We start from the raw sequence: 22732 nt of genomic DNA, 5'->3' as shown, positions 1-22732 counted from the left end.
TTTTATGATTAATCCTCTATTATGATTTCTCACGCGCAATAGCTCTCCAGCCAATATCACGGCGGAAGAAACGACCGTTCCACTGAATTTGTTCTGCGAGTTTTAATGCTTTCTGTTGAGCATCAAGCACGCTGTCACCCAATGCGGTGGCGCAGAGAACGCGACCACCATTGGTGACTAACTTGCCATTTTCTTCGTTCACACCAGCAAGGAAAACTTTTTCATCACGTTGCTCAGATGTTGGTAAGCCTTGGATTTCATCACCTTTACGATAATCCGCAGGATAGCCTTCTGCGGCAAGCACAATGCCTAGCGCGGCTTGTTTTTTCCATTGCGATTGAACTTGATCCAATTTCCCTTCACAGGCTTTTAGGCAAAGCGCTACCAGATCAGAATCCATCCGCATCATAATCGGTTGTGTTTCAGGATCGCCAAAACGGCAGTTAAATTCAATGACTTTTGGCTGACCATTTTTATCGATCATCAGGCCAGCATATAAAAAACCTTTATAAACATTCCCTTCAGCCGCCATTCCTTGCACGGTTGGATAAATAATTTGCTGCATCACTCGTTGGTGAATTTCAGGGGTAACAACTGGCGCTGGCGAATAAGCGCCCATTCCGCCCGTATTTAAGCCTTTATCCCCTTCCCCTACGCGCTTGTGATCTTGGCTAGTTGCCATTGGTTCGACATTTTTACCGTCCACCATCACGATGAAACTGGCTTCTTCACCTTCTAAAAACTCTTCAATCACGACGCGAGAACCTGCATCCCCAAAAGCATTGCCTGAAAGCATATCCTTAATGGCATCTTCCGCTTCCGCTAATGTTATAGCCACAATCACGCCTTTTCCCGCCGCCAAGCCATCTGCTTTAATCACTATCGGCGCACCTTTTTGTCGAACATAAGCAAGGGCTTGCTCAACATCGGTAAAGTTTTGATATTCTGCCGTTGGAATTTGATGACGAGCTAAGAAATCTTTAGTGAATGCTTTTGATCCCTCCAACTGTGCTGCCGCTTGGCTTGGACCGAAAATCGTTAAACCTGCTTGTTCAAAAGCATCAACTACCCCTGCCACCAAAGGGGCTTCCGGGCCAACAATGGTTAAGCCAACTTGATTTTCTTGTGCAAATTTGACTAATGCTGGAATATCCGTCGCAGAAATTGCCACATTTTCCACCGCACTTCTGCCCACGCCACTTTCCCGTGCAGTGCCAGCATTTCCCGGTGCAACAAACACTTTACTGGCTAAAGGGGATTGTGCAGCTTTCCACGCAAGGGCGTGTTCACGCCCACCGTTTCCGATAATTAAAATATTCATTTTTTCTACCCCACTTTGAATTAATGACGGAAATGACGCATTCCTGTTAGCACCATCACCATATTATGTTCATCTGCGGCATCAATCACCTCTTGATCACGCATAGAACCACCGGGGTGAATCACGCACTCAATGCCAACTTTAGCGGCGGCATCAATGCCATCACGGAATGGGAAGAAAGCATCGGATGCCATTACACAACCTTTTACTTCTAACCCCTCATCCTGTGCTTTAATACCGGCAATCTTAGCAGAATAAACACGGCTCATTTGTCCTGCACCAATGCCGATAGTTTGATTATCTTTCGCATAGACAATGGCGTTAGATTTAACAAATTTCGCCACTTTCCAGCAAAATAGCAAATCTTGTAGTTCTTTTTCCGTTGGCTTACGTTTGCTCACGACTTGCAAATCGGCAAGATCTACCATACCTAAATCGCTGTCTTGTACTAATAAACCGCCATTAACACGTTTGAAATCTAAGCGTTGCGGTGCTTCGCTATGCCATTCGCCACATTCTAATACACGCACATTTTTCTTGACTTTTAGCACCGCTTTTGCCTCTTCTTGAATCACTGGCGCGATAATTACTTCGACAAATTGACGATCAATAATCGCCTGTGCGGTTGCCGCATCTAATGGACGGTTAAAAGCAATAATACCACCGAAGGCCGAGGTTGGATCTGTTTGATAGGCTCGGTTATAGGCGTCTAAAATATCAGCGCCTAACGCTACGCCACAAGGATTTGCGTGTTTCACAATCACGCAAGCGGGTTCATTAAAACTTTTCACGCATTCCAAGGCAGCATCGGTATCCGCAATATTGTTATAAGAGAGAGCCTTACCTTGTAGTTGTTTTGCCGTAGACACACTTGCGTCTTTTTGTTCTTTTTCCACATAAAATGCGGCATTTTGATGACCATTTTCACCATAACGCATCGTTTGTTTGCGGATAAAATTCAAATTCAAGGTGCGTGGGAATTGTCCGCACAAGGCATTTTGTTCTTCTTCCTCAGCGGCAAAGTAAGGTTTCACCAATTTACCAAAATAATTGGCAATCATCGCATCATATTGTGCGGTATGTTCAAAAGCTTTAATCGCTAAATCAAAACGTGTTGCTAAAGTTAAACTATTTTGATTTTGATCCATTTCAGCCAAAACAGCAGAAAAATCTTGATTATTTACCACAATTGCAACATCTTTATGATTTTTCGCTGCAGAGCGCACCATTGTTGGCCCACCAATATCAATATTTTCTACGGCATCTTCAAGGGTACAATCCGCTTTTGCCACAGTTTGCGCAAAAGGATAAAGGTTCACCACCACCATATCAATCGGCTCAATGTGGTGCTTAACCATCACTTCATCATCCACGCCGCGACGTCCTAAAATACCACCGTGCACTTTTGGGTGTAAGGTTTTCACTCGTCCGTCCATCATTTCTGGAAAACCGGTGTAATCAGAGACTTCGATAACGGGTAATCCCTTTTCCATTAACAATTTCGCAGTACCACCAGTGGAAAGCAATTTCACTCCGCGTTGCACTAAGCCTTGAGCAAATTCCACAATACCTGTTTTGTCTGAAACACTGAGTAAAGCCTGACGAATAGGGCGATTTGGTTGCATTGAGATTTCCTTTAATTTAATGAAATGAAAAAACCTCCGCATTATAACGCAATCGTTTGCTTTTATATAGCACGAAATCAAATTTCTTAACAAAAAACCAACAATGCATAATACCTAGATCCCAAAGTGCGGTGCGTTTTTTGATCATTTTTCTGAAACAACAAAAAAACCCGCTTAATGCGGGTTTAATTCAATAACGCTGAAAGAAAAAGACAAATTAACTTTTCTTACCGACTCTGTTGTCTAATGAAAATGCACCAGCACCTAAGAAAACAAAGTTTAAGAAAACTAAAGAATATAATGCTGCAAGCTCACCTTTATTGACGATCGGCAATAACACGTTATCTAAAGAAGCGTGAATTTGAAAATACGCGACTGCCATCATACCAGAAAGAATGAATGCTACAGGACGGGTAAACAGCCCTAAAATTAATAATGCGCCACCCACGATTTCTAATACACCGCCAATGCCCATCATTGAAAAAAGTTCCACTGCACCATTTCCACCCGTCATTGAAACTGGGTATTCAAAGAATTTTGATGTGCCGTGTAATAAAAACATATAGCCTGCAATAATGCGTAATAATCCGAGTGCATAAGGGCTAATTTTATTTAATGAATTCATAATGTTTCCTTTAAAAAATAATCTTACTCCAACAGGAGTGAAAGAGCGCGTATCATAACGGAATTGCATTGCCTACACAATTCATAATAATGAAAATCACTTTTTCTTATTCGTTAAAAATAACACAATGATTTGCTGATAATCCAATCAACGCATTCTTTAAACCAGCCCCGCCATTTCAAAAAACTGACGATATGCAGCAACCTTTTTCTCAAAGGCAAGTGGATAAGCCCTTGAAGTTGAAGGCAGGCGATATAAATTGAGTGCAAAATCAGGATAGGGATAAGGAATAAAACTGTTAGTTTTTGGGGCATTGACTTTTTCTGGCAATAAGGAAAGCAGAATCTCTGTGGCTTTGCCTCCAGTTGTAAAAATCCAGTGGCATTGGGGGACTTGAGGCAATACTTCAGCCAGATTGACTGTTTCTACCACCCTCAGAAATTTATCCGATGCGTTATCTTGTTCACGAATGGCTTTACGCACAGTTGGGCATAATGCAATGCCTTTATCCCATAAAAAATGTTTAATTCGTTCAGCATCAAAGCGTTTTTCATTCGGTACTTGGAAATAATCGGCTTGGCCAAAAAATACTGCGCCATACACTCGCCACATATCATTTTGGAAATTGGGATAATGAAATTCCATACAACGCTTTTCCGCTTTGGGTGGAAAACTTCCCATCATCATAACGGTGGCGTGTGGTGGCAATATCGCAGCAAATGGGTGTGTTTCAATCTGTTGGCTCATTGTTCGCCCTTATTTTGCAACCTTTAATTGTTGATATAAGTAATTTTGATAACCACGAAGCAATGCCTGATCTTGGCAATCTTGCAATTTACCCTGACTTAATTTACGCATTGCAATATTCGCTTGCATAAATTCATCGGCTGGCAATCCTGCTATTTCTAAAATCAAACCGCCCGCCTGTGCCAAATCAAGGAAATTCTGTTGTTGTTTAAACGTATTTTGCATATTACTCCGCACAACAAACTGAGTAATATAGTTGGGGTGCGGGTAATCAAAGTGATAAGCAGGTTGCGCCCCACTAATGGAAATTTGATGATCGCCAAAATAAGCTAATACATAAGGCTTCTGACGATTTTGCATATAGCGGTTGAAATCTTCGATGACATCATTGAGCTTTACAATTCTCTGAATATAATCATTCAATTCGCCCGTGCCTTTCGGAGTGAACCCTTGATTTTGCAATTCAAACAGATTCCCCACATCGTGATAAGGACCGTGTTCACGCATTGTAAGCACATAAACAAATAAAGGTTGGCTGACTTTTTCAAGCGCAGGAATACCTTGTTTTTGCAAAATTTTCTGCACATACTGGCTCATTTCATCACTACCAATCGTCCATAAATTCTTACTTAACGGCGCAGGATAACCAAGTTCTTGCGGTTGTAACATCAGATCAAAACCAAAGTGATCATAAGCGGGTTTGGCATTGTAATTCCCTTTGGTGAAAGGCGATAATGCAACGCAATAATATCCTTGCGCTTTTAAATTCTGCACAAAACTGTATTGTAAATGAGGTACAACAGAATAAAACACGGCATTCGCCATCGCGCCGAAATCCGTTGAGGGCAAACCAGATAGGAAAGCAAACTCCGATTTCCACGTTGCTCCGCCTAAAGTATGCACACGCAAATGACTGTTAAATTTGGTATCCGCTTGATTTTCATACATTGTTATTGGCGGAATATTCGCTTTCTCAAACACAAAACTGTGAGGATTTAGGGTAGATTCCTGAAGCCATACAACAATATCTGGCTTTTCTGCTTCGACCGTTAGCGGATAATCTTCAACCTGTTGTTTTTGTTTAAGAAAATAATCTGCATCGCCATCAAAAACAGGTGGTTTGAAAAAGACACCTCGGCAAGACATCGGTAAATTTAAAAACACATCTCGTCCGTCATCAGGTAAGGAATCAAGCCACTGTTTGATAGCTGATTTATTTTTACTGTAATGACAGATAGCAAAAATGGTGAAAAAAAGCACCGCACTTGCAAAAATTCGCCATTCAACACTTGCCACTGTGGCTGAAGACCAGCCCATTACGGCATAAACCATTAACCCGATCAAGCCACCAATCGCAAAGATTGCTGAGCGATAATGCAACAAGGTTTCCCAATTTCGCCAATCGAAAACTAAAAAGAAATCAGATACTAACAAAGGCTGTTTATAAAAATGAATCTTTAAGCGATGAAAAAGCATTAACACCACGAACAACACGGCAGCAAAATTCAGCCCACGCTGCCATTGCCCTGTAATACTAAACATCAAGCTAAAAAATAACACAAACTGTGCAATGGCAAAGAAATAGGTCCAACGGTAATGAGAATTGACAATAAAAATTACCGAAGCAAGGGTGAAAAGAGAGAGTAAGAGGTATTCCATCATAAGTACGCCAAAAAATGCATTTAAAAGTTAAAGTGCGGTTGATTTTTTATCTATTTTATAAAGAAAGAGGATTATAACAAAGATCTTCTATATTCAATAATATTGATTGTTAGGCTAATTGCTTAGAGGTGGTATCAGCGATCAGGATATTGTCTTTCTTTTCCTCATATGACTTAACGCTTACCAATTGATTCTCGTACGACTAATTTAGGCTCAAGTAACAACGATTGATAAGGTTTTTCTGGGGTTTTTATCCGTTTTAATAAGGTTTCTACCGCAAGCTTACCTAATTCAGCCTTAGGTTGATGAATCGTGCTTAATGGCGGTGAGAGATATTGCGCCAACATAATATCATCATAGCCAATTACCGAAAGATCTTGTGGTATATTTAACCCTTGCTGCCACGCAACTTGATAAACACCGACAGCAATGGTATCACTACAAGCAAACACGGCGCTCGGACGTTTTTTTGCTTGTAGCAACTTTTTCATTCCAATTACGCCCCCCTCAAAATCAAAATGGCTTTCAATAATCCATTCAGGATTAAGGGGCAATTGTGCTTCTTGTAATGCTTTTTTATACCCTTGCAAACGATTTTGGGCTAATGATTTTTGCAAATTTCCGGTAATAATGGCAATCTCTCGATGCCCCTGTTGAATGAGATATTGCGTGGCAAGATAAGCACCAAGTTCTGAATTTTCATAAATTTTATCGGCATTAAGTGCGGTTGGCCACCAGTCCATTACAACCACGGGTAATGAAATATTCAACTGTTTCAGATCCGCATATTGGCTATCCGAATACATTAATAACAACCCATCTACTTGTTTCTGAATAAGTGTTTGAATATTTTGTTCTAAACGATTTTCAGCGCCATCAATGCTAGAAATAATGAGATTGTACTGATGTTGATTACAATACTGCTCAACCCCACTCACAACTTCAGCAAAAAAGGGGTTATTCGTCGCACTGACTAACATACCTAAGGTATTCGTTTGTTTAACCTTTAAACTTCTTGCTAGGGCTGAAGGACGATAATTGAGTGATTCCACGACATTCATTACTCTTGCTCGCATCGCCTCACTCACATATCCCGTATTATTAATCACGTGGGAAACCGTTGAGGTTGATACCTGCGCAATCCGTGCAATATCTTTCATCGTTGCCATAAATTATTCTCACTTCAGTCAATCACTACCCGCCATTCTATTTCCTTTCGGCTAAAAAATCATCTGTCTCTTGTCGCGTAGGAATTGAGGTTTGCGCGCCTAAACGGGTTACACTAATCGCCGCCGCTGCTTGGGCAAAATGAATAGCCTCATTGAGTGTTTTCCCCTCTAATAACGCAGTGATTAATGCCCCATTGAACGTGTCGCCTGCTGCCGTCGTATCTTTTGCTTGAACGCTAAAACCTTGAATTATTTCCTGTTGCTGTTGATGACTGACAAAAACGCCCCTTGCCCCTAAGGTAATCAATACAATTTCAACCCCTTTTTGATGAAAAATTTGCGCCGCTTTGACCGCACTTTGATAATCCACCACTTTAATCCCCGTCAAAATTTCCGCCTCTGTCTCATTTGGGGTAATCATCGTGAGCTGAGAGAGTAACTCATCAGAAAGAGGTTGTGCTGGCGCGGGATTAAGAATAACTTGTTTTCCTTGTGTTTTGGCTAATTTGGCCGCATAACATATCCCCTCTAAGGGCGTTTCTAATTGCATAAGCAATGCATCGCTTTGTTGAATAATATGCGTAAAGGATTCCACACGTTGTGCGGTTAAGTGTGCATTCGCACCAGCAGAAATGACAATGCTATTTTCACCACTTTCTGCTACTTGGATCATTGCAATGCCTGTTGATTCACCATCAATGCTCGAAATGGCTTCGGTATTCATTCCTTGCTGAATAAAAGCCTGCTTTATTTGCTGACCAACATCATCATTCCCGATACAAGCAATAAAATTCACCTTAGCCCCAAGCCTTGTGGCGGCTACCGCTTGATTTGCCCCCTTTCCGCCATAAACCAGCTGATAATGATGCCCTAATAAGGTTTCCCCCGGTTGTGGGAAATGCGCAACTTGGATCAAATGATCCACATTCACACTACCAAGCACCGTTAATGTTTTATTATGCATAACCATTCCTCAATCAAAATCAATAAAAAAAAACCACCGCACTTTGCTTTTATCGTCGTTTAGTTTAAACAGAATACAACGTCGTATCACCGACAGTATGGTTTATTACGGTATTTGCTCATTGCCTATTTTAAACATAAACGACGATTAATAAGATTAAATTTAGCGAAAAGAAATTATCAAGGCAGTATGTTCTGTCTTGGATTTTCTTTATTACTGACTGATTACTTTTAATGGAACGGGAATCTGTATTTCAACCGTTTCTCCTTTAATCACTTTATCCGCTGTCTGTACACCTAATGCCCCGATTAAGTCAGGCTGTTGTGCGATAGTTGCGGCTAATTTGCCACTTTTTACTGCTTTAATGCCATCATCTGTGCCATCAAATCCAACAATGACTAGAGGCTTATTCGCGGCTTGAGTTGCACGAATTGCCCCTAACGCCATTTCATCATTTTGGGCAAAGACAGCTTGGACATTGGGTTGAGCGGTTAATAAATTTTCCATCACATTCAAGCCTTTAGTGCGATCAAAATCTGCGGGTTGGCTTGCTAATAAAGCAAAGTGATGTGCCTCAACGGCTTGCTTAAATCCTTCCCCACGTTCGCGTGCTGCCGAAGTGCCGGCAATACCTTCTAATTGGATAACCTTCGCATTATCACCTAATTTTTGGGCAATAAAATCACCTGCCATTTTTCCGCCTGCAATATTATCAGAGGCAATATGACTTACCACTTTCCCTTGTGCTGCTCCACGGTCTAAAGTAATGACAGGAATATTTTTTTGATTTGCCATACGTACCGCACTCGCAACAGCAGTGGAATCAGTTGGGTTAATCAGTAATACTTTTGCACCACGAACTGTAACGTCTTCAACATTCGCTAATTCTTTGGCTGGATCATTTTGTGAATCAAGTACAACCAAATTATAGCCTAGTTTATCCGCCTCTTTTTGCGCGCCCTCTTTTAAGGTAACAAAGAACGGATTATCCAGCGTAGAAATGGCTAATGCGATCGTTTCTTTTGCCATAGCACTTTGACTCACCAATGAGCCAAGAAGCATTGCGGAAGCGAGTAAAGTCAATTTTTTCATATACATCTCCTTAAGTTAGATGGATTAAGATTACCCATTTTTTCGACTGAAAAAATGATCGGTGAGTACAGCTGCAAGAATAACAATAGATTTCGCAATCATTTGGTAATACGAGGATATATCAAGTAGATTCAACGCATTATTTAAAAAACCAATAATCAATGCACCAATTAATGTGCCTAAAATACGCCCTTTTCCTCCCATTAAACTTGTTCCGCCCACCACGACTGCAGCAATTGCATCAAGCTCATAAGAAACACCCGCAGTTGGTTGTGCCGAAGAAAGCCTTGAGGTAACAATCAATCCTGCCACGGTTGCAAGAAAACCACTTACCGCATAAACAAAAATTTTGACTTTATCCACGTTTATACCCGATAAGCGGGTTGCAGCTTCATTACCACCAAGCGCATAAATATATCGCCCCATAGGGGTATGTTTTAAGATATACCACGCTACAAGAAAAATAGTTGCCATTAACCAAATAGGGAAAGGGATACCAAATAAATAGCCTGTGCCAAGAAAAGAAAAATGATCGGCGACATCAGAAAAACCTAAACTAATCGGCCTCCCATCGGTATAAACCATTGTAACGCCACGTAATAATGTCATTGTTACAAGGGTAGCAATAAAAGCTTGCACTTTGCCTTTTGCAATAATCACGCCACTGATTCCCCCAAGTACCGTACCGCATAATAAAACCAGCGGAATAACAATAAACATAGATAAATCTAGATTGACTAAAGAAGCCGCAATTGCACCTGTTAATGCAAGTACTGAGCCAACTGAAAGATCGATCCCAGCGGTTAAAATCACAAACGTCATTCCTACCGCAATAATCGCATTGACTGAGGTTTGGCGTAAAATATTGAGTAAATTATCCATTGTGAAAAAATGAGGATTAATACTAGAAACAATGGCAATTAAGACAAGTAAAGCTAAAATCGAACGTTGTTCAATAAGAAAATTTTTTAATTTTGTTGCTGTCATAATTTGTCCTTCTAATGCTGTTGAGTAATTGCGGCAGTTAATAATTTTTCTTGGCTAACATCTCGGCGTAAAAACTCACCACGAATTTCACCATTATTCATTACCAATATACGATCACTCATTCCGATAATTTCTGGCATATCTGATGAGACTAAAATAATGCTCATACCTTCTTCTTTAAACTTATTAATGAGCTGATAAATTTCTTTTTTCGCCCCCACATCAATGCCTCTAGTAGGTTCATCAAGAATCAAAATATCAGGACGTGTCATTAAGCCTTTTGCAATCGCAACCTTTTGTTGATTCCCTCCAGAAAGCAAGCCTATTGTTTGATCCATTGAAGGGGTTTTTACATTAAACATCAGGATAAAATCATTTACCGTCATTTTTTCTGCTTGGTGATCAATCGCACCTTTTGGTGAAAGTTGATCCAGTGCAGTTAAGGTCATATTCTCCTTAATCGACATACTAAGGACTAGCCCATCACCTTTGCGATCCTCAGAAATATAAACGATACCGTTTTTCAACCCATCTTGCGGTGTTTCAATAGATACAGGTCGATTTCGTACGAAAATTTCACCGCTCTCTTTAACTAATGCGCCATAAATCAGTTTCATTAATTCGGTTCGTCCTGCGCCCATTAATCCTGAAACACCAAGAATTTCCCCACGATTGAGATGAAAAGAAACCTTATTTACGCCCTGACCGGTTAAATTTTCAACCTTTAATACAGATTCACCAATAGGAACATCAATATGTGGGTACTGCTCTTCTAATTTTCTTCCCACCATTAATTCAATGAGCTGTTCTTCATTTATCTCAGAAATTGTACTTTCCGCAATAAATTCACCATCACGTAAAATCGTCACATCATCACAAATCGTAAAAATATCTTGCATTCGGTGGGAAATAAATACGATCCCGCAACCTTCTGTTTTCAGCTCTCTAATTACGTCAAACAAGGCTTTCGTTTCGGCGTCAGTCAAGGCATCGGTAGGCTCATCCATAATAATCACTTTCGCTTTAAAACTCAGTGCCTTCGCGATCTCAATCATTTGCAATTCACCAAGGGATAATTGTTCAACAGGGGTCGAAGGATGATGTTTAATTTTTAAACGTTGCAATAATTTTTTCGATTCTTCAATCATTTTCGTCCAGTCAATCCCACCCAATTTATGGGTAAACTCTCGCCCTAAGAAAATATTTTCTGCAATCGTTAAATTAGGGATAATATTGAGTTCTTGATGAATAATACTGATACCAGCTAACTGAGAAAATTTGGGATTTTTATACCGCACTTTTTCGCCATTAAAATAAATATCCCCACTATCTTGCTGATAAATTCCGGTAAGAATTTTCATCAGCGTCGATTTTCCTGCGCCATTTTCCCCCATTAATGCCATAACTCGCCCGGCGTAAACAGATAAATTTGCATTATGTAACGCACGCACACCCGGAAAAGACTTACAAATGTTGTTTAATTTTAAAATGGGTTCCATGGTTTCCCCCTAAAACGGTACACCTGATACAAGGATAATATTGGCATAAGGCGAACATTCCCCTGAACGGACAATGGCTTTACTTTCTTGACTCAATGCCTTAAATTCCTCGTGACAGACGTAATCTACAACGATGTCATTATGTTGTTGCTGAGCTAACTGCGCGATGCGTTGTAATAAGGTTTGATGAAGTTGTGCATTATGCTGCTCAATCTCTCTCGCTAAAATCACTCTCTCCACAAAGCACTCTGTTGTTACAGCCTCAAAAACAGATAAAAAACTTGGCACGCCCTCTGATAAAGCTAAATCGACACAATCTATCGATGAAGGAATAGGCAATCCAGCATCACAAATTGTCAAAAAATCTGTATGCCCAAGACGGGCAATGTGATATGAAAGTGGCGCATTAAGAATACCTGTTTTTTTCATATTTCCCTCTCAAAAAAAATATCGAAACGTTTCGATAAGACTAAACAATTCTTATAAGTTTTAAAATGACTATTTTTAAACTTTGTGAAGTTGATCAAAAAATAAAAGAATTTTCGTTTTAATCTCCATAAAAAAGGGTAATGTAAGAAAGAAAAGGAGATAATTATGCGTAAAAAAATTATTTTAGACTGTGATCCCGGCCATGATGATGCCATTGCCATATTACTCGCCCATGGTAATCCCAATATCGAATTGCTCGCCATTACGACCGTTGTTGGCAACCAAACCCTTGAAAAAGTCTCGCATAATGCATTAGCTGTTGCTGAAATTGCAAAAATTAAAAATATTCCCATTGCCAAAGGGACTGAACGCCCGTTGGTTAGAGAAATTGAAACGGCCCCCGCTATCCACGGTGATTCTGGGTTAGATGGCCCCATTTTACCAACACCAACGCAAACCTTTCATCCTTCACACGCTGTTCAGTTAATCATTGACTTAATTATGTCTTACCCACCCAATACGATCACCTTAGTACCAACGGGTGGGCTAACCAATATTGCCCTTGCCGCAAGATTAGAACCTAAAATTATCAATCGAGTAAAAGAAGTCGTATTGATGGGAGGCGGTTATCACACGGGGAATTGGAGTGCGGTGGCTGAATTTAATATAAAAATAGATCCTGAAGCTGCCCATATTGTATTTAGTGCCGGTTGGAAAGTAACAATGGTAGGTTTAGATCTGACTCACCAAGCCTTAGCCACGCCGGACGTGATACAGCGTATTGCGGAAATAGGAACAAAACCAGCTCAATTTGTCGTCGAATTGCTGGAATTCTTTGGCAAAATGTATAAAAAATCACAAGGTTTTGATGCGCCACCAGTGCACGATCCTTGTGCTGTTGCTTATGTCATCGATCCCTCTTTAATAAAAACGCAACAAGTTCCTATTCATATTGAATTAACGGGAACCCATACGTTAGGAATGACCGTTGCAGATTTTCGTTATCCTCCAAAACCTTGCAACACCCAAGTTGCAACAACCCTTAACAGAGAAAAATTTTGGCATTTAGTCATTGAGGCAATTAAAAGTTTAGGAGATGATCAATAAGGTGAAATAAAATAACGTGGGTTGTTCTATTTTAAAATTAAGGAATGAGATCAGGTAGCCTATTCCTAACCTGTTTGTAGATTGCATTCTCTCTTCAAACTTAAACATTTCTATAACCATAAAAAAACCGCACTCTCTTTCAAAAGTGCGGTGCTTTTTTCAGCAAAATTTATCTTATAATGCTTTTAATATGTCATCCACGCGCTCTTTTGCATCACCGAAGAGCATTTGTGTGTTTTCTTTGAAGAACAATGGGTTTTGTACGCCAGCGTAGCCTACTGCCATTGAGCGTTTGAATACCACCACGTTAGCGGCTTTCCACACTTCTAGCACTGGCATTCCTGCGATTGGGCTGTTTGGATCGTCCATTGCCGCAGGGTTTACAGTATCATTCGCGCCGATAACCAATACCACATCAGTATCCGCGAAATCATCATTGATTTCGTCCATTTCTAATACCACGTCATAAGGTACTTTGGCTTCAGCGAGCAATACGTTCATATGGCCCGGTAAACGCCCTGCTACTGGGTGAATACCAAAACGCACATTCACGCCACGATCACGTAATTTTTGTGTAATTTCAGCCACGGGATACTGCGCTTGTGCCACCGCCATTCCATAGCCCGGTGTGATGATCACAGAGCTTGCATTTTTCAGCATTTCCGCCACTTCTTCCGCGCTTGTTTCACGGTGTTCGCCTTGTTCTTGATCACCACTTGCAACCACATCATTACCAAAACCGCCAGCGATAACGCTGATAAATGAACGGTTCATTGCTTTACACATAATGTAAGAAAGAATCGCCCCTGAAGAGCCTACTAATGCCCCAGTTACGATCAAGAGATCATTATTAAGCATAAAGCCTGCTGCTGCCGCTGCCCAACCTGAATAAGAGTTCAGCATTGATACCACCACAGGCATATCTGCACCACCAATTGATGCCACTAAATGCCAACCAAAGGCAAGAGCAATGATAGTCATTAATAGCACTGGGAAGATATTTTCTGGCGAGCTTAAAAATGCGATCATTAATAACGCCGAAACCACTAACGCCGCTAAATTTAATTTATGGCGATGCGGTAACATTAAGGCTTTAGAATTAATAATACCGCGTAGTTTACCGAATGCGACCACAGACCCTGTGAAAGTTACTGCCCCGATGAAGATGCCTAAGAACACTTCAACATTATGGATAGTTGCTAAAGTCGCTTGTTCCGCATTAAATGCTGCTTTCGCATTTTCTAATGCCGCTTCACTGATAAATGCTGTACCTTCTGGTGCAACAAATTCAGGGGTAACGTGTAAGCCAAAGCTGTTAAAGCCGACCAACACAGCAGCAAGACCAACAAAGCTATGTAAAATAGCTACAAGCTCTGGCATTTCGGTCATTTCCACTTTCAATGCACGTTGGATACCTATCACCGCGCCAATTGCCATTGCAATTAAAATCCAAATTTGTCCTGACGTTTGTGGCCCGAAAATGGTTGCGATAAGGGCAATAGTCATCCCCACGATACCATACCAACAACCTGCTTTAGCAGTTTCGTGTTTAGAAAGCCCTGCTAAGCTCATAATGAAAAGTAATGCCGCTACAATATATGCAGCCTGTACTAAACCTTCTGACATTGCTTTTTCTCCTTAACCTTTTCTAAACATTGCAAGCATACGTTGGGTCACTTTAAAGCCACCAAAGATATTGATACTTGCGACTAAAATTGCAATAAATGCGAGTAGGCTGATAAAGAAACTGCCTTGGGCAATTTGCAATAACGCACCCACAATGATAATGCCTGAAATGGCATTAGTTACTGCCATTAATGGGGTATGTAAGGCGTGGCTCACATTCCAAACCACATAGTATCCCACCACACAAGCAAGTACGAACACGGTGAAATGTGATAAGAATGCCGCAGGCATTACTGAACCTAGCCATAAGAACAGCACGCCAATTGCTCCCATAATACCGTATTTGATACGCGGATCTTGTGGTTTTTGTTCTTTCTTCTCAACCACAACCTCAGTTTTTTGTTGTGGTTGGGCAGAAACTTGAATTGGTGGTGCAGGCCAAGTGATTTCACCATCACGAATGACTGTTACACCACGTAACACAACATCATCAAAATCAATATTGATCGTACCGTCTTTCTCTTTACATAATAACTTCAGCAAATTCACTAAGTTTGTGCCATAAAGCTGAGAAGATTGCGTTGGCAAACGTGCTGGGAAATCCGTATAACCAATGATTTTCACTTGATTATCTGTCACGAAAATTTCACCCGGTTTGGTGTATTCACAGTTTCCTCCCGTTAATGCGGCTAAATCCACAATAACAGAACCCGGTTTCATTGAATCCACCATTTCTTTGGTAATTAAACGTGGTGCAGGTTTACCCGGAATAGCAGCGGTCGTGATGATAATATCCACTTCTTTGGCTTGTGCGGCATAAAGTTCCATCGCTCGGCGATTAAACTCTTCCGACATCACTTTTGCATAACCATCACCTGAGCCACCTTCTTCTTCAAAATCAATTTCTAAGAAGTCTGCACCCATTGATTGCACTTGCTCTTTTACTTCAGGGCGAGAATCAAAAGCACGCACTATCGCACCAAGGCTATTTGCTGTACCAATCGCAGCCAAACCGGCCACACCTGCCCCAATCACTAACACTTTCGCTGGCGGTACTTTACCTGCCGCAGTGATTTGCCCAGTGAAAAAACTACCGAATGCATTTGCCGCTTCCACCACAGCACGATAACCAGAAATATTTGCCATTGATGAAAGTGCGTCTAAAGACTGCGCACGTGAAATACGTGGCACAGCATCCATCGCTAAGACATTAATTTTTTTCGCAGATAATTTTTCCATTAATGCTTCATTTTGCGCAGGCCAAATAAAGCTAATTAAGGTTGCCCCTTCTTTAATTAAGGCAATTTCCTCATCATTAGGAGGGTTTACTTTCATAATTACATCAGCATTCCACACTTCTTGTGTTGTGCCAATTTTTGCGCCAGCTTGCACAAATGCTTGATCTTCAAAACTTGCTTTAAATCCTGCATCGTGTTCAACAATCACCTCAAAACCCAGCTTTAAAATTTGCTGTATTGTTTTTGGCGTTGCTGCTACACGTGTTTCATTATCAAGCCGTTCTCTAGGTACACCAATTAACATAATGTTTCCTTCAAATTGGTTGATGATACAATCTGGAAATCACTTCCCAGCCCATAAATGACAAAAGTCGAATCGTCCTAACTGTATCATTTATTACAAAAGAGGTACAAAAAGATTTTACAAATTTCATTGAAAAAATTTACCTATGAATAAATAGATTAAAAATTATCTAAAAATTTAGCTGATGAAATAATGATAAAAAAATCAATAAAAAGCACCGCACTTTTCTTTTTACCCACAACACAAAATGATACACTGCCGTTTTTAGTTATATAGGAATAAATAATGCAGTTACCCGCTCTTCAATCTGCCACCCTACTCCGCCGTTATAAACGCTTTCTTGCTGATGTCGAACTTGCCAATGGTGAAATACTCACGATTCACTGCGCAAATACGGGGGCGATGACAGGTTGTGGTGAAAAAGGGGATACCATTTGGTATTCAACCTCTGACAGTAAAACCCGAAAATACCCTCATTCTTGGGAACTTACCCAACTTCAAAATGGGCAAATGGTATGTATTAACACACACCGTTCCAATCAACTCACCTTTGAAGCACTGCAAAATAAGCAAATCAAAGAATTAGCGGCATACAGCGAAATTCTGCCTGAAATGAAATATGGTGAAGAAAATAGCCGAATTGATTTCCTGCTTAAAGAGAAAGGCTTACCGGATTGCTATGTGGAAGTAAAATCCGTTACCTTAGTAAAAGGCAATCTGGGAATGTTTCCTGATGCGGTAACCACCAGAGGACAAAAACATTTGCGAGAGCTAATGGCGATGAAAAAACTTGGCCATAGAGCGGTCATTTTTTTCGCTGGATTACACAACGGTTTTGATTGTTTCAAAGTCGCGGAATATATTGATCCTGAATACGCGAAACTACTTCGTCAAGCTATAAAAGAAGGGGTTGAGGTGTATGCCTATGCGGGAGAATTCGAATTTTCTCATCACATTCCTACCGCACTTTCACTTACACATTTAGTGCCTTATATTGAATAAACAATTTATTGAGAATTATTTGCATTTATGTATTGACTTTACATTTGAGAACAATTATCATTTAATCCATTCAAACAATAATAGATAATCACTCCAACATTTTAGTGCCTCTCCCCCCACAGAAAGAGGCACTTTTTTTATCCCACGCCTTAGTCGTAAATCTCCCCCCTATCTTAGCAATCATTTAATGAACGTAATTGCTTTCCTTCATCATCAAAATTATCCGCTGCAAGCCAACGTTCAAATTTCGGTTTCATTCTCTGCCATTCTTCTTTTAGCATTGAAAACCACGCGGTATCACGATTACGATCTTTATAAACTGCAGCACGTCTAAAAATCCCTTCAAACTGAAAACCAAGGCGTTTTGCCGCATTAAACGAGGCTTGATTTAAACTATCACATTTCCATTCATAACGACGATATTTGAGTTTATCAAACACATATTGCATTGCGAGATATTGTGCTTCCGTTGCCACGCGAGAATGTTTTAGCAAGTTAGAATAAATCACCCAGCCCATTTCGATAGTGCGATTTTGTGGGTCAATGCGCATTAAAGAAAATATTCCCACTACCTTTTGGCTCGCCTTATCAATAATCGCTAAATAATAAGGATCAGCACTGTTCGCCCATTCTTGCAGAAGCTGTCGTGCAGCTTGCTCATTAGGTTGTGCGGAAATAGGCAGATAAGTCCATTGGCTTTCTGGGCTATCTGGCCCAATAAACTTATAAATATCCTTAAAATGACGATCGACACAAAGGCGTTGCAAACAACAATATAGCCCTTCTATTAGATGAATATTTGGCAATTCCCCCCGCGTAAAATCGACAATAGGCTCTCCAATAGGCTGATTGAGATGATTAAGCGGCATTATTTTCTCCCTATAAAATTGCATATATCTTGCATAAAAAATAACATAAAATACAAGTGCGGTCAGATTTTTCACCATTTTTACAAGGACATTTAATGATAACGCCAAGCCAGATTATCCAATACATTGCCAAACATTATCAGGTTAATCCCGCCTATTTGTGGGCAAAATTTCCTGAGTATGGGGTTTTTCGCCACCTAAATAGCGGTAAATGGTTTGCCATTTTAATGAATATCCCCGGCAATAAAATTGGCTTGTCTCATACAGAAACCATTTGGATTATAAATGTTAAAGCCCAGCCTGAAATGATTGGTGCGTTACGTATGATAAAAGGGGTTTATCCCGCCTATCATATGAATAAAGAACATTGGATGAGTCTCCATTTAGCGGAAATTTCCCCTTCATTATTATGGGAATGTATTCAAAACAGTTTTTCTTTAACTCAACAGAAAAAACGATAAACCAGCGCGTTATTCCGTTGAAAAAAACATCATAAAAAATGACCGCACTTTAAATATCGCGAAAATTTGCCATCATATTCTTTTTTCTTCAAAATTTCTCACCAATATTGCCTTTTCATTTGGCTAATATTATCTATAATAACCCACACATTACAGGATTATTTATTATAGGATACATCAATGACAGATCTCACAACTCAACTGGCTGAGCTGAAACGCGGCACGGATCAAATTTTTTCAGAACAAGATTTAATTGAAAAACTTAAAGAAAATCGTCCTTTACGCGTAAAATTGGGGGCTGATCCTACTGCGCCAGATATTCACTTGGGGCATACCGTGGTGCTAAATAAATTACGCCAATTCCAGAACTTTGGTCATCACGTGATGTTTTTAATCGGCGATTTCACCGCCACAGTGGGCGATCCATCAGGTAAAAACGCAACGCGTCCACCGCTTTCTCGTGAAGATGTACTACGCAATGCGGAAACCTATAAAGAACAAATTTTCAAAATTTTAGATCCAGAAAAAACTGAAATTGTGTTCAATTCTGATTGGTTAGGTGAATTAGGTACGGTTGGAATGATCCGTTTAGCCTCAAATTATACAGTAGCTCGAATGTTAGAACGTGATGATTTCAAAAAACGTTTTAGTAATAACCAGCCTATTGCCATTCACGAATTTATCTACCCATTATTGCAAGGTTATGACTCGGTCCATTTGAAAGCCGATGTGGAATTAGGCGGGACAGACCAAACCTTTAACTTGCTAATTGGGCGTGAATTGCAAAAATCAGATGGGCAAAAACCACAAGTGGCGATCACACTTCCGTTACTCGTGGGGTTAGACGGTGAGAAAAAAATGTCAAAATCACTCGGCAACTACATTGGGGTAAACGAAGCACCAAATGAAATGTTCGGTAAAGTGATGTCTATTTCCGATGAATTAATGTGGGATTGGTATGATTTGCTTTCTTTCCGCCCATTAAACGAAATTGCACAATTTAAGCAAGATGTGGCTGACGGACGTAATCCACGTGATATTAAAGTATTACTGGCAAAAGAAATTACCGCGCGTTTCCATTCCGAAACCGACGCCAACGCCGCAGAACAAGCATTTATTAACCGTTTCCAAAAGGGGGCAATACCTGATGAAATGCCTGAATTTACCTTTGAGGGCGAAATTGGTTTAGCCAATTTATTAAAAGAGGCAGGGCTTGTAAGTTCCACCTCTGAAGCGATGCGTATGGTGCAACAAGGTGGGGTAAAAATTGATGGTGAAAAGGTAGAAAATGCCAAAGCCATTATTTATGCCTCCAGCGCTGTATATCAAGTGGGTAAACGCAAATTTGCACGCGTTACGGTAAAATAATAGGGCAAGATGTTAGGCGTATGAAAATACGCCTTCTTTTTTATCAATCCGCTAAATGGATTTTGCTATCAGTAAATAGCGATCTTTCATTTTAAAATTGAACACCGACAAATAACATTTCGCCTCATAGCAAAACATTATGCTAGTAATATGTGCTACATATTGGGCAAGGTTATTTATTGATGAAATTAACAAGATTTTATAAGACAAGAAAGGTGAAAAAATGTCAGAAAAAGTTTGGGTATTAGGTGATGCCGTTGTGGATTTAATCCCTGATGGCGAACAACATTATTTACGTTGTGCTGGTGGTGCGCCAGCCAATGTTGCTGTCGGTATCGCCCGTTTAGGCGGTGAAAGTGGTTTTATTGGTAAGGTAGGAAAAGATCCCCTTGGTGAATTTATGCAACAGACCTTGCAACAAGAAAAGGTGGATACCACGTTTATGACCTTAGATCCCACACAACGCACTTCAACAGTTGTGGTTGGTTTAGATCAAGGGGAACGCAGTTTTACCTTTATGGTAAACCCAAGTGCGGATCAATTTTTGCACGTTTCTGAACTTCCCAATTTCACTCAAGGACAATGGCTACACTGCTGTTCCATTGCGTTAATTAACGATCCTTCCCGCACGGCGACTTTCACCGCAATGAAAAATATTCATCAGGCGAAAGGCTATGTCTCTTTCGATCCCAATTTGCGTGAAAGCCTATGGCAAAGCCTTGATGAAATGCGTGAAGTGGTAATGCAAGCAGTCGCTTTAGCTGATGTGCTGAAATTTTCGGAAGAAGAACTCACCTTTCTAACAGAAACAGACAGCCTTGAAAAAGCCTTTGAAAAAATCACCGCACTTTATCCACAAAAGCTGATTATTGTTACGCTAGGCAAAGAAGGCGCACTTTATCATTTCAATGGCAAAAAAGAAATTATTGCAGGTAAAGCCTTACAGCCTGTTGATACTACGGGGGCAGGCGATGCCTTTGTTGGCGGATTACTGGCTGGGCTTTCGCAAAAACCAAATTGGGACACAGATAATGCAACATTAGTAGAAATTTTACGTCAAGCCAATGCTTGTGGTGCTTTAGCAACCACCGCAAAAGGCGCAATGTCTGCCCTTCCAAATCAAGTGCAATTAATCCATTTTTTAAATCAATAAGGAGAATGCTGATGATAATTTTCAACGAAGGAAAATACAAAAGCCTCTATGCTGCCGAACAAGGTGAGTTAGCAAAAATTGCTCAAACGGTCGCACAAGATAAGGATTTTCGCCCAGTTTATCATCTTGCTCCGCCAACAGGATTACTTAATGATCCAAATGGCTTGATTTTTGACGGAGAAAAATATCATCTTTTTTATCAATGGTATCCTTTTGATGCCCTTCACGGAATGAAGCATTGGCAACATTTTACCACACAAGATTTTCAACAATTCACCCAATCCGATCTCCTTATACCTTGTGAATTGTATGAAAGCCACGGCTGTTATTCTGGTGGTGCGCTATTAATTGACGGCAACATTGCCGTGTTCTACACGGGCAATACCAGACGCCCAAATGATAATCAGCGTGTGCCTTACCAAAATCTTGCAATTTTCAGCAAAGCAGGAAAATTGTTGAGTAAACGCCCCCTAATTGACCACGCACCAAAAGGTTATACCGAACACGTACGCGATCCAAAACCATTCCTAACCAAAGAGGGCAAAATCCGCTTTATTTGTGGCGCTCAACGGGAAAATCTGACGGGTACTGCACTGGTATTTGAAATGGATAATTTAGCCGATACCCCACGTTTATTAGGTGAACTTGCCCTGCCTGACTTTGATAATCAAGGCGTATTTATGTGGGAATGCCCTGACTTATCGCAAATTGGCGATCAATCCCTGTTTATCTGGTCGCCCCAAGGCAAAGCCCGTGAAAGCGAGCAATATCAAAATAATTATCACGCCGTCTATGCACTGGGCAATATTAACGATCGCCAATTCCACGCCGAACACATTGCTGAATTGGATCAAGGCTTTGATTTCTATGCACCACAAACCTTTTCTGGCACGCAAACGATGCTGTTCGGCTGGGTTGGATTACCTGATTTAAGCTACCCTACGGATTGCTACAAATGGCATTCAATGCTTTCATTGCCACGCCAATTACGTTTACAAAACGGTAAAATCTATCAGCAACCCATTGAAAATATTTATAAAAATATTACCGCACTTCAATCTACTCACGTTCAAAAAGAGACTGTTATTGCAAATTTAGATCGTGCTTATATCAAATTTGATGCTGAAGCTCAGCCATTCACATTAAACTTTTTTACTAATGCACAAAATCAGCATTTAACCCTAAGTTATGATGGCAAAGTGCTATGTCTAGATCGTCGCCAAACTGAACAAACCGATTCGATGAAATCCTTTGGCGACACGCGTTATTGCCGTATAGAAGGCTTGCATCAAGTGGAAATATTCTTTGATCGCTCGGTGATTGAAATTTTTCTTAATCAAGGTGAAAAAACAATGACTTCACGCTTCTTTATTTGTGCTAGAGAAAACCTAATCCGTACAAATAGACCGCTTGCACTACAAGTGGGCTATCCAAAGAAAATTGACGTAAATTATACAAAATAGAAAATAGATCTGTTTTTTTAG

The 22732-nt window shown here is 40.3% G+C and carries 20 protein-coding genes; 6 read left to right on the top strand and 14 right to left on the bottom strand.

Annotated elements, in window-relative coordinates:
• Nucleotides 1-19: 19 nt before the first annotated feature.
• From purD to rbsD, 11 genes are all read right to left on the bottom strand, one after another.
• Nucleotides 20-1321 carry a phosphoribosylamine--glycine ligase gene (gene purD, locus L4F92_RS04400; protein ID WP_250364355.1) on the bottom strand — a complete coding sequence of 434 codons (1302 nt, stop codon included), beginning with the start codon at nt 1319-1321 and terminating at the stop codon, nt 20-22.
• Nucleotides 1322-1341: 20 nt separating this feature from the next.
• Nucleotides 1342-2946, bottom strand: coding sequence for a bifunctional phosphoribosylaminoimidazolecarboxamide formyltransferase/IMP cyclohydrolase (purH, locus tag L4F92_RS04395; protein ID WP_250364354.1), 1605 nt, complete (start codon nt 2944-2946; stop codon nt 1342-1344).
• A 217-nt stretch (nt 2947-3163) separates the two neighbouring features.
• Entirely contained in the window at nt 3164-3571 is a 408-nt protein-coding gene (locus tag L4F92_RS04390) for a DoxX family protein (RefSeq protein WP_250364353.1), read from the bottom strand.
• A gap of 159 nt (nt 3572-3730) precedes the next feature.
• Nucleotides 3731-4318 (bottom strand): DNA glycosylase, encoded by a 588-nt coding sequence (locus L4F92_RS04385; RefSeq protein ID WP_250364352.1) that lies wholly within the window; start codon nt 4316-4318, stop codon nt 3731-3733.
• 9 nt (nt 4319-4327) lie between these two features.
• Nucleotides 4328-5980: an LTA synthase family protein gene (locus L4F92_RS04380; RefSeq protein ID WP_250364351.1), complete on the bottom strand. Its 1653-nt coding sequence runs from the start codon at nt 5978-5980 to the stop codon at nt 4328-4330.
• A gap of 173 nt (nt 5981-6153) precedes the next feature.
• The gene (locus L4F92_RS04375) at nt 6154-7149 is read right to left on the bottom strand and encodes a substrate-binding domain-containing protein (RefSeq protein ID WP_250364350.1); all 996 of its coding nucleotides are present in this window, start codon (nt 7147-7149) and stop codon (nt 6154-6156) included.
• A gap of 37 nt (nt 7150-7186) precedes the next feature.
• Nucleotides 7187-8113: a ribokinase gene (gene rbsK, locus L4F92_RS04370; RefSeq protein ID WP_250364349.1), complete on the bottom strand. Its 927-nt coding sequence runs from the start codon at nt 8111-8113 to the stop codon at nt 7187-7189.
• 213 nt (nt 8114-8326) lie between these two features.
• A complete protein-coding gene (gene rbsB / locus L4F92_RS04365) occupies nt 8327-9205 on the bottom strand; it encodes a ribose ABC transporter substrate-binding protein RbsB (RefSeq protein WP_250364348.1) in 879 nt (292 codons plus the stop codon).
• A gap of 30 nt (nt 9206-9235) precedes the next feature.
• Complete coding sequence (gene rbsC / locus L4F92_RS04360; RefSeq protein WP_250364347.1) at nt 9236-10192, bottom strand: ribose ABC transporter permease; 957 nt, start codon at nt 10190-10192, stop codon at nt 9236-9238.
• Between the two features lie 11 nt (nt 10193-10203).
• Nucleotides 10204-11691 carry a ribose ABC transporter ATP-binding protein RbsA gene (gene rbsA, locus L4F92_RS04355; RefSeq protein WP_250364346.1) on the bottom strand — a complete coding sequence of 496 codons (1488 nt, stop codon included), beginning with the start codon at nt 11689-11691 and terminating at the stop codon, nt 10204-10206.
• Nucleotides 11692-11700: 9 nt separating this feature from the next.
• Complete coding sequence (rbsD, locus tag L4F92_RS04350) at nt 11701-12120, bottom strand: D-ribose pyranase (protein ID WP_250364345.1); 420 nt, start codon at nt 12118-12120, stop codon at nt 11701-11703.
• Nucleotides 12121-12285: 165 nt separating this feature from the next.
• Here rbsD and uriH point away from each other — a divergent pair, with 165 nt between their 5' ends.
• A complete protein-coding gene (gene uriH, locus L4F92_RS04345) occupies nt 12286-13227 on the top strand; it encodes a uridine-preferring nucleoside hydrolase UriH (RefSeq protein ID WP_250364344.1) in 942 nt (313 codons plus the stop codon).
• 174 nt (nt 13228-13401) lie between these two features.
• Here uriH and pntB read toward each other — a convergent pair whose 3' ends face one another.
• Nucleotides 13402-14853: a Re/Si-specific NAD(P)(+) transhydrogenase subunit beta gene (pntB, locus tag L4F92_RS04340; RefSeq protein WP_250364343.1), complete on the bottom strand. Its 1452-nt coding sequence runs from the start codon at nt 14851-14853 to the stop codon at nt 13402-13404.
• A 12-nt stretch (nt 14854-14865) separates the two neighbouring features.
• Nucleotides 14866-16395, bottom strand: coding sequence for a Re/Si-specific NAD(P)(+) transhydrogenase subunit alpha (gene pntA / locus L4F92_RS04335; protein WP_250364342.1), 1530 nt, complete (start codon nt 16393-16395; stop codon nt 14866-14868).
• A gap of 285 nt (nt 16396-16680) precedes the next feature.
• On the opposite strand from pntA, the gene sfsA reads away from it, so the two are divergent.
• Nucleotides 16681-17397, top strand: a complete 717-nt coding sequence (gene sfsA, locus L4F92_RS04330; RefSeq protein ID WP_250364341.1) for a DNA/RNA nuclease SfsA — start codon at nt 16681-16683, stop codon at nt 17395-17397.
• 173 nt (nt 17398-17570) lie between these two features.
• Here sfsA and L4F92_RS04325 read toward each other — a convergent pair whose 3' ends face one another.
• Nucleotides 17571-18266 carry a GNAT family N-acetyltransferase gene (locus L4F92_RS04325; protein ID WP_250364340.1) on the bottom strand — a complete coding sequence of 232 codons (696 nt, stop codon included), beginning with the start codon at nt 18264-18266 and terminating at the stop codon, nt 17571-17573.
• A 95-nt stretch (nt 18267-18361) separates the two neighbouring features.
• Between L4F92_RS04325 and L4F92_RS04320 the strand changes: the two genes are divergently transcribed.
• The 4 genes from L4F92_RS04320 to L4F92_RS04305 all read left to right on the top strand — a co-directional run bounded on the left by L4F92_RS04320 (nt 18362) and on the right by L4F92_RS04305 (nt 22711).
• Nucleotides 18362-18727: an MmcQ/YjbR family DNA-binding protein gene (locus tag L4F92_RS04320; RefSeq protein WP_250364339.1), complete on the top strand. Its 366-nt coding sequence runs from the start codon at nt 18362-18364 to the stop codon at nt 18725-18727.
• A gap of 180 nt (nt 18728-18907) precedes the next feature.
• Nucleotides 18908-20095, top strand: a complete 1188-nt coding sequence (tyrS, locus tag L4F92_RS04315) for a tyrosine--tRNA ligase (protein ID WP_250364338.1) — start codon at nt 18908-18910, stop codon at nt 20093-20095.
• A 223-nt stretch (nt 20096-20318) separates the two neighbouring features.
• Nucleotides 20319-21248 carry an aminoimidazole riboside kinase gene (locus L4F92_RS04310; protein WP_250364337.1) on the top strand — a complete coding sequence of 310 codons (930 nt, stop codon included), beginning with the start codon at nt 20319-20321 and terminating at the stop codon, nt 21246-21248.
• 11 nt (nt 21249-21259) lie between these two features.
• On the top strand, nt 21260-22711 hold the full coding sequence (locus L4F92_RS04305) for a glycoside hydrolase family 32 protein (RefSeq protein ID WP_250364336.1): 1452 nt from the start codon (nt 21260-21262) through the stop codon (nt 22709-22711).
• Nucleotides 22712-22732: the final 21 nt, after the last annotated feature.

The organism is Avibacterium sp. 21-595, from assembly GCF_023611905.1.
In the GTDB taxonomy this organism is placed as follows: Bacteria; Pseudomonadota; Gammaproteobacteria; order Enterobacterales; family Pasteurellaceae; genus Avibacterium.
This window is presented reverse-complemented; position numbering and strand designations above follow the sequence as displayed.

Coding starts and splice junctions, on each gene's coding strand:
- purD (WP_250364355.1), bottom strand. CDS start 1,321: ATGAATATTTTAATTATCGGAAACGGTGGGCGTGAACACGCCCTTGCG.
- purH (WP_250364354.1), bottom strand. CDS start 2,946: ATGCAACCAAATCGCCCTATTCGTCAGGCTTTACTCAGTGTTTCAGAC.
- L4F92_RS04390 (WP_250364353.1), bottom strand. CDS start 3,571: ATGAATTCATTAAATAAAATTAGCCCTTATGCACTCGGATTATTACGC.
- L4F92_RS04385 (WP_250364352.1), bottom strand. CDS start 4,318: ATGAGCCAACAGATTGAAACACACCCATTTGCTGCGATATTGCCACCA.
- L4F92_RS04380 (WP_250364351.1), bottom strand. CDS start 5,980: ATGATGGAATACCTCTTACTCTCTCTTTTCACCCTTGCTTCGGTAATT.
- L4F92_RS04375 (WP_250364350.1), bottom strand. CDS start 7,149: ATGGCAACGATGAAAGATATTGCACGGATTGCGCAGGTATCAACCTCA.
- rbsK (WP_250364349.1), bottom strand. CDS start 8,113: ATGCATAATAAAACATTAACGGTGCTTGGTAGTGTGAATGTGGATCAT.
- rbsB (WP_250364348.1), bottom strand. CDS start 9,205: ATGAAAAAATTGACTTTACTCGCTTCCGCAATGCTTCTTGGCTCATTG.
- rbsC (WP_250364347.1), bottom strand. CDS start 10,192: ATGACAGCAACAAAATTAAAAAATTTTCTTATTGAACAACGTTCGATT.
- rbsA (WP_250364346.1), bottom strand. CDS start 11,691: ATGGAACCCATTTTAAAATTAAACAACATTTGTAAGTCTTTTCCGGGT.
- rbsD (WP_250364345.1), bottom strand. CDS start 12,120: ATGAAAAAAACAGGTATTCTTAATGCGCCACTTTCATATCACATTGCC.
- uriH (WP_250364344.1), top strand. CDS start 12,286: ATGCGTAAAAAAATTATTTTAGACTGTGATCCCGGCCATGATGATGCC.
- pntB (WP_250364343.1), bottom strand. CDS start 14,853: ATGTCAGAAGGTTTAGTACAGGCTGCATATATTGTAGCGGCATTACTT.
- pntA (WP_250364342.1), bottom strand. CDS start 16,395: ATGTTAATTGGTGTACCTAGAGAACGGCTTGATAATGAAACACGTGTA.
- sfsA (WP_250364341.1), top strand. CDS start 16,681: ATGCAGTTACCCGCTCTTCAATCTGCCACCCTACTCCGCCGTTATAAA.
- L4F92_RS04325 (WP_250364340.1), bottom strand. CDS start 18,266: ATGCCGCTTAATCATCTCAATCAGCCTATTGGAGAGCCTATTGTCGAT.
- L4F92_RS04320 (WP_250364339.1), top strand. CDS start 18,362: ATGATAACGCCAAGCCAGATTATCCAATACATTGCCAAACATTATCAG.
- tyrS (WP_250364338.1), top strand. CDS start 18,908: ATGACAGATCTCACAACTCAACTGGCTGAGCTGAAACGCGGCACGGAT.
- L4F92_RS04310 (WP_250364337.1), top strand. CDS start 20,319: ATGTCAGAAAAAGTTTGGGTATTAGGTGATGCCGTTGTGGATTTAATC.
- L4F92_RS04305 (WP_250364336.1), top strand. CDS start 21,260: ATGATAATTTTCAACGAAGGAAAATACAAAAGCCTCTATGCTGCCGAA.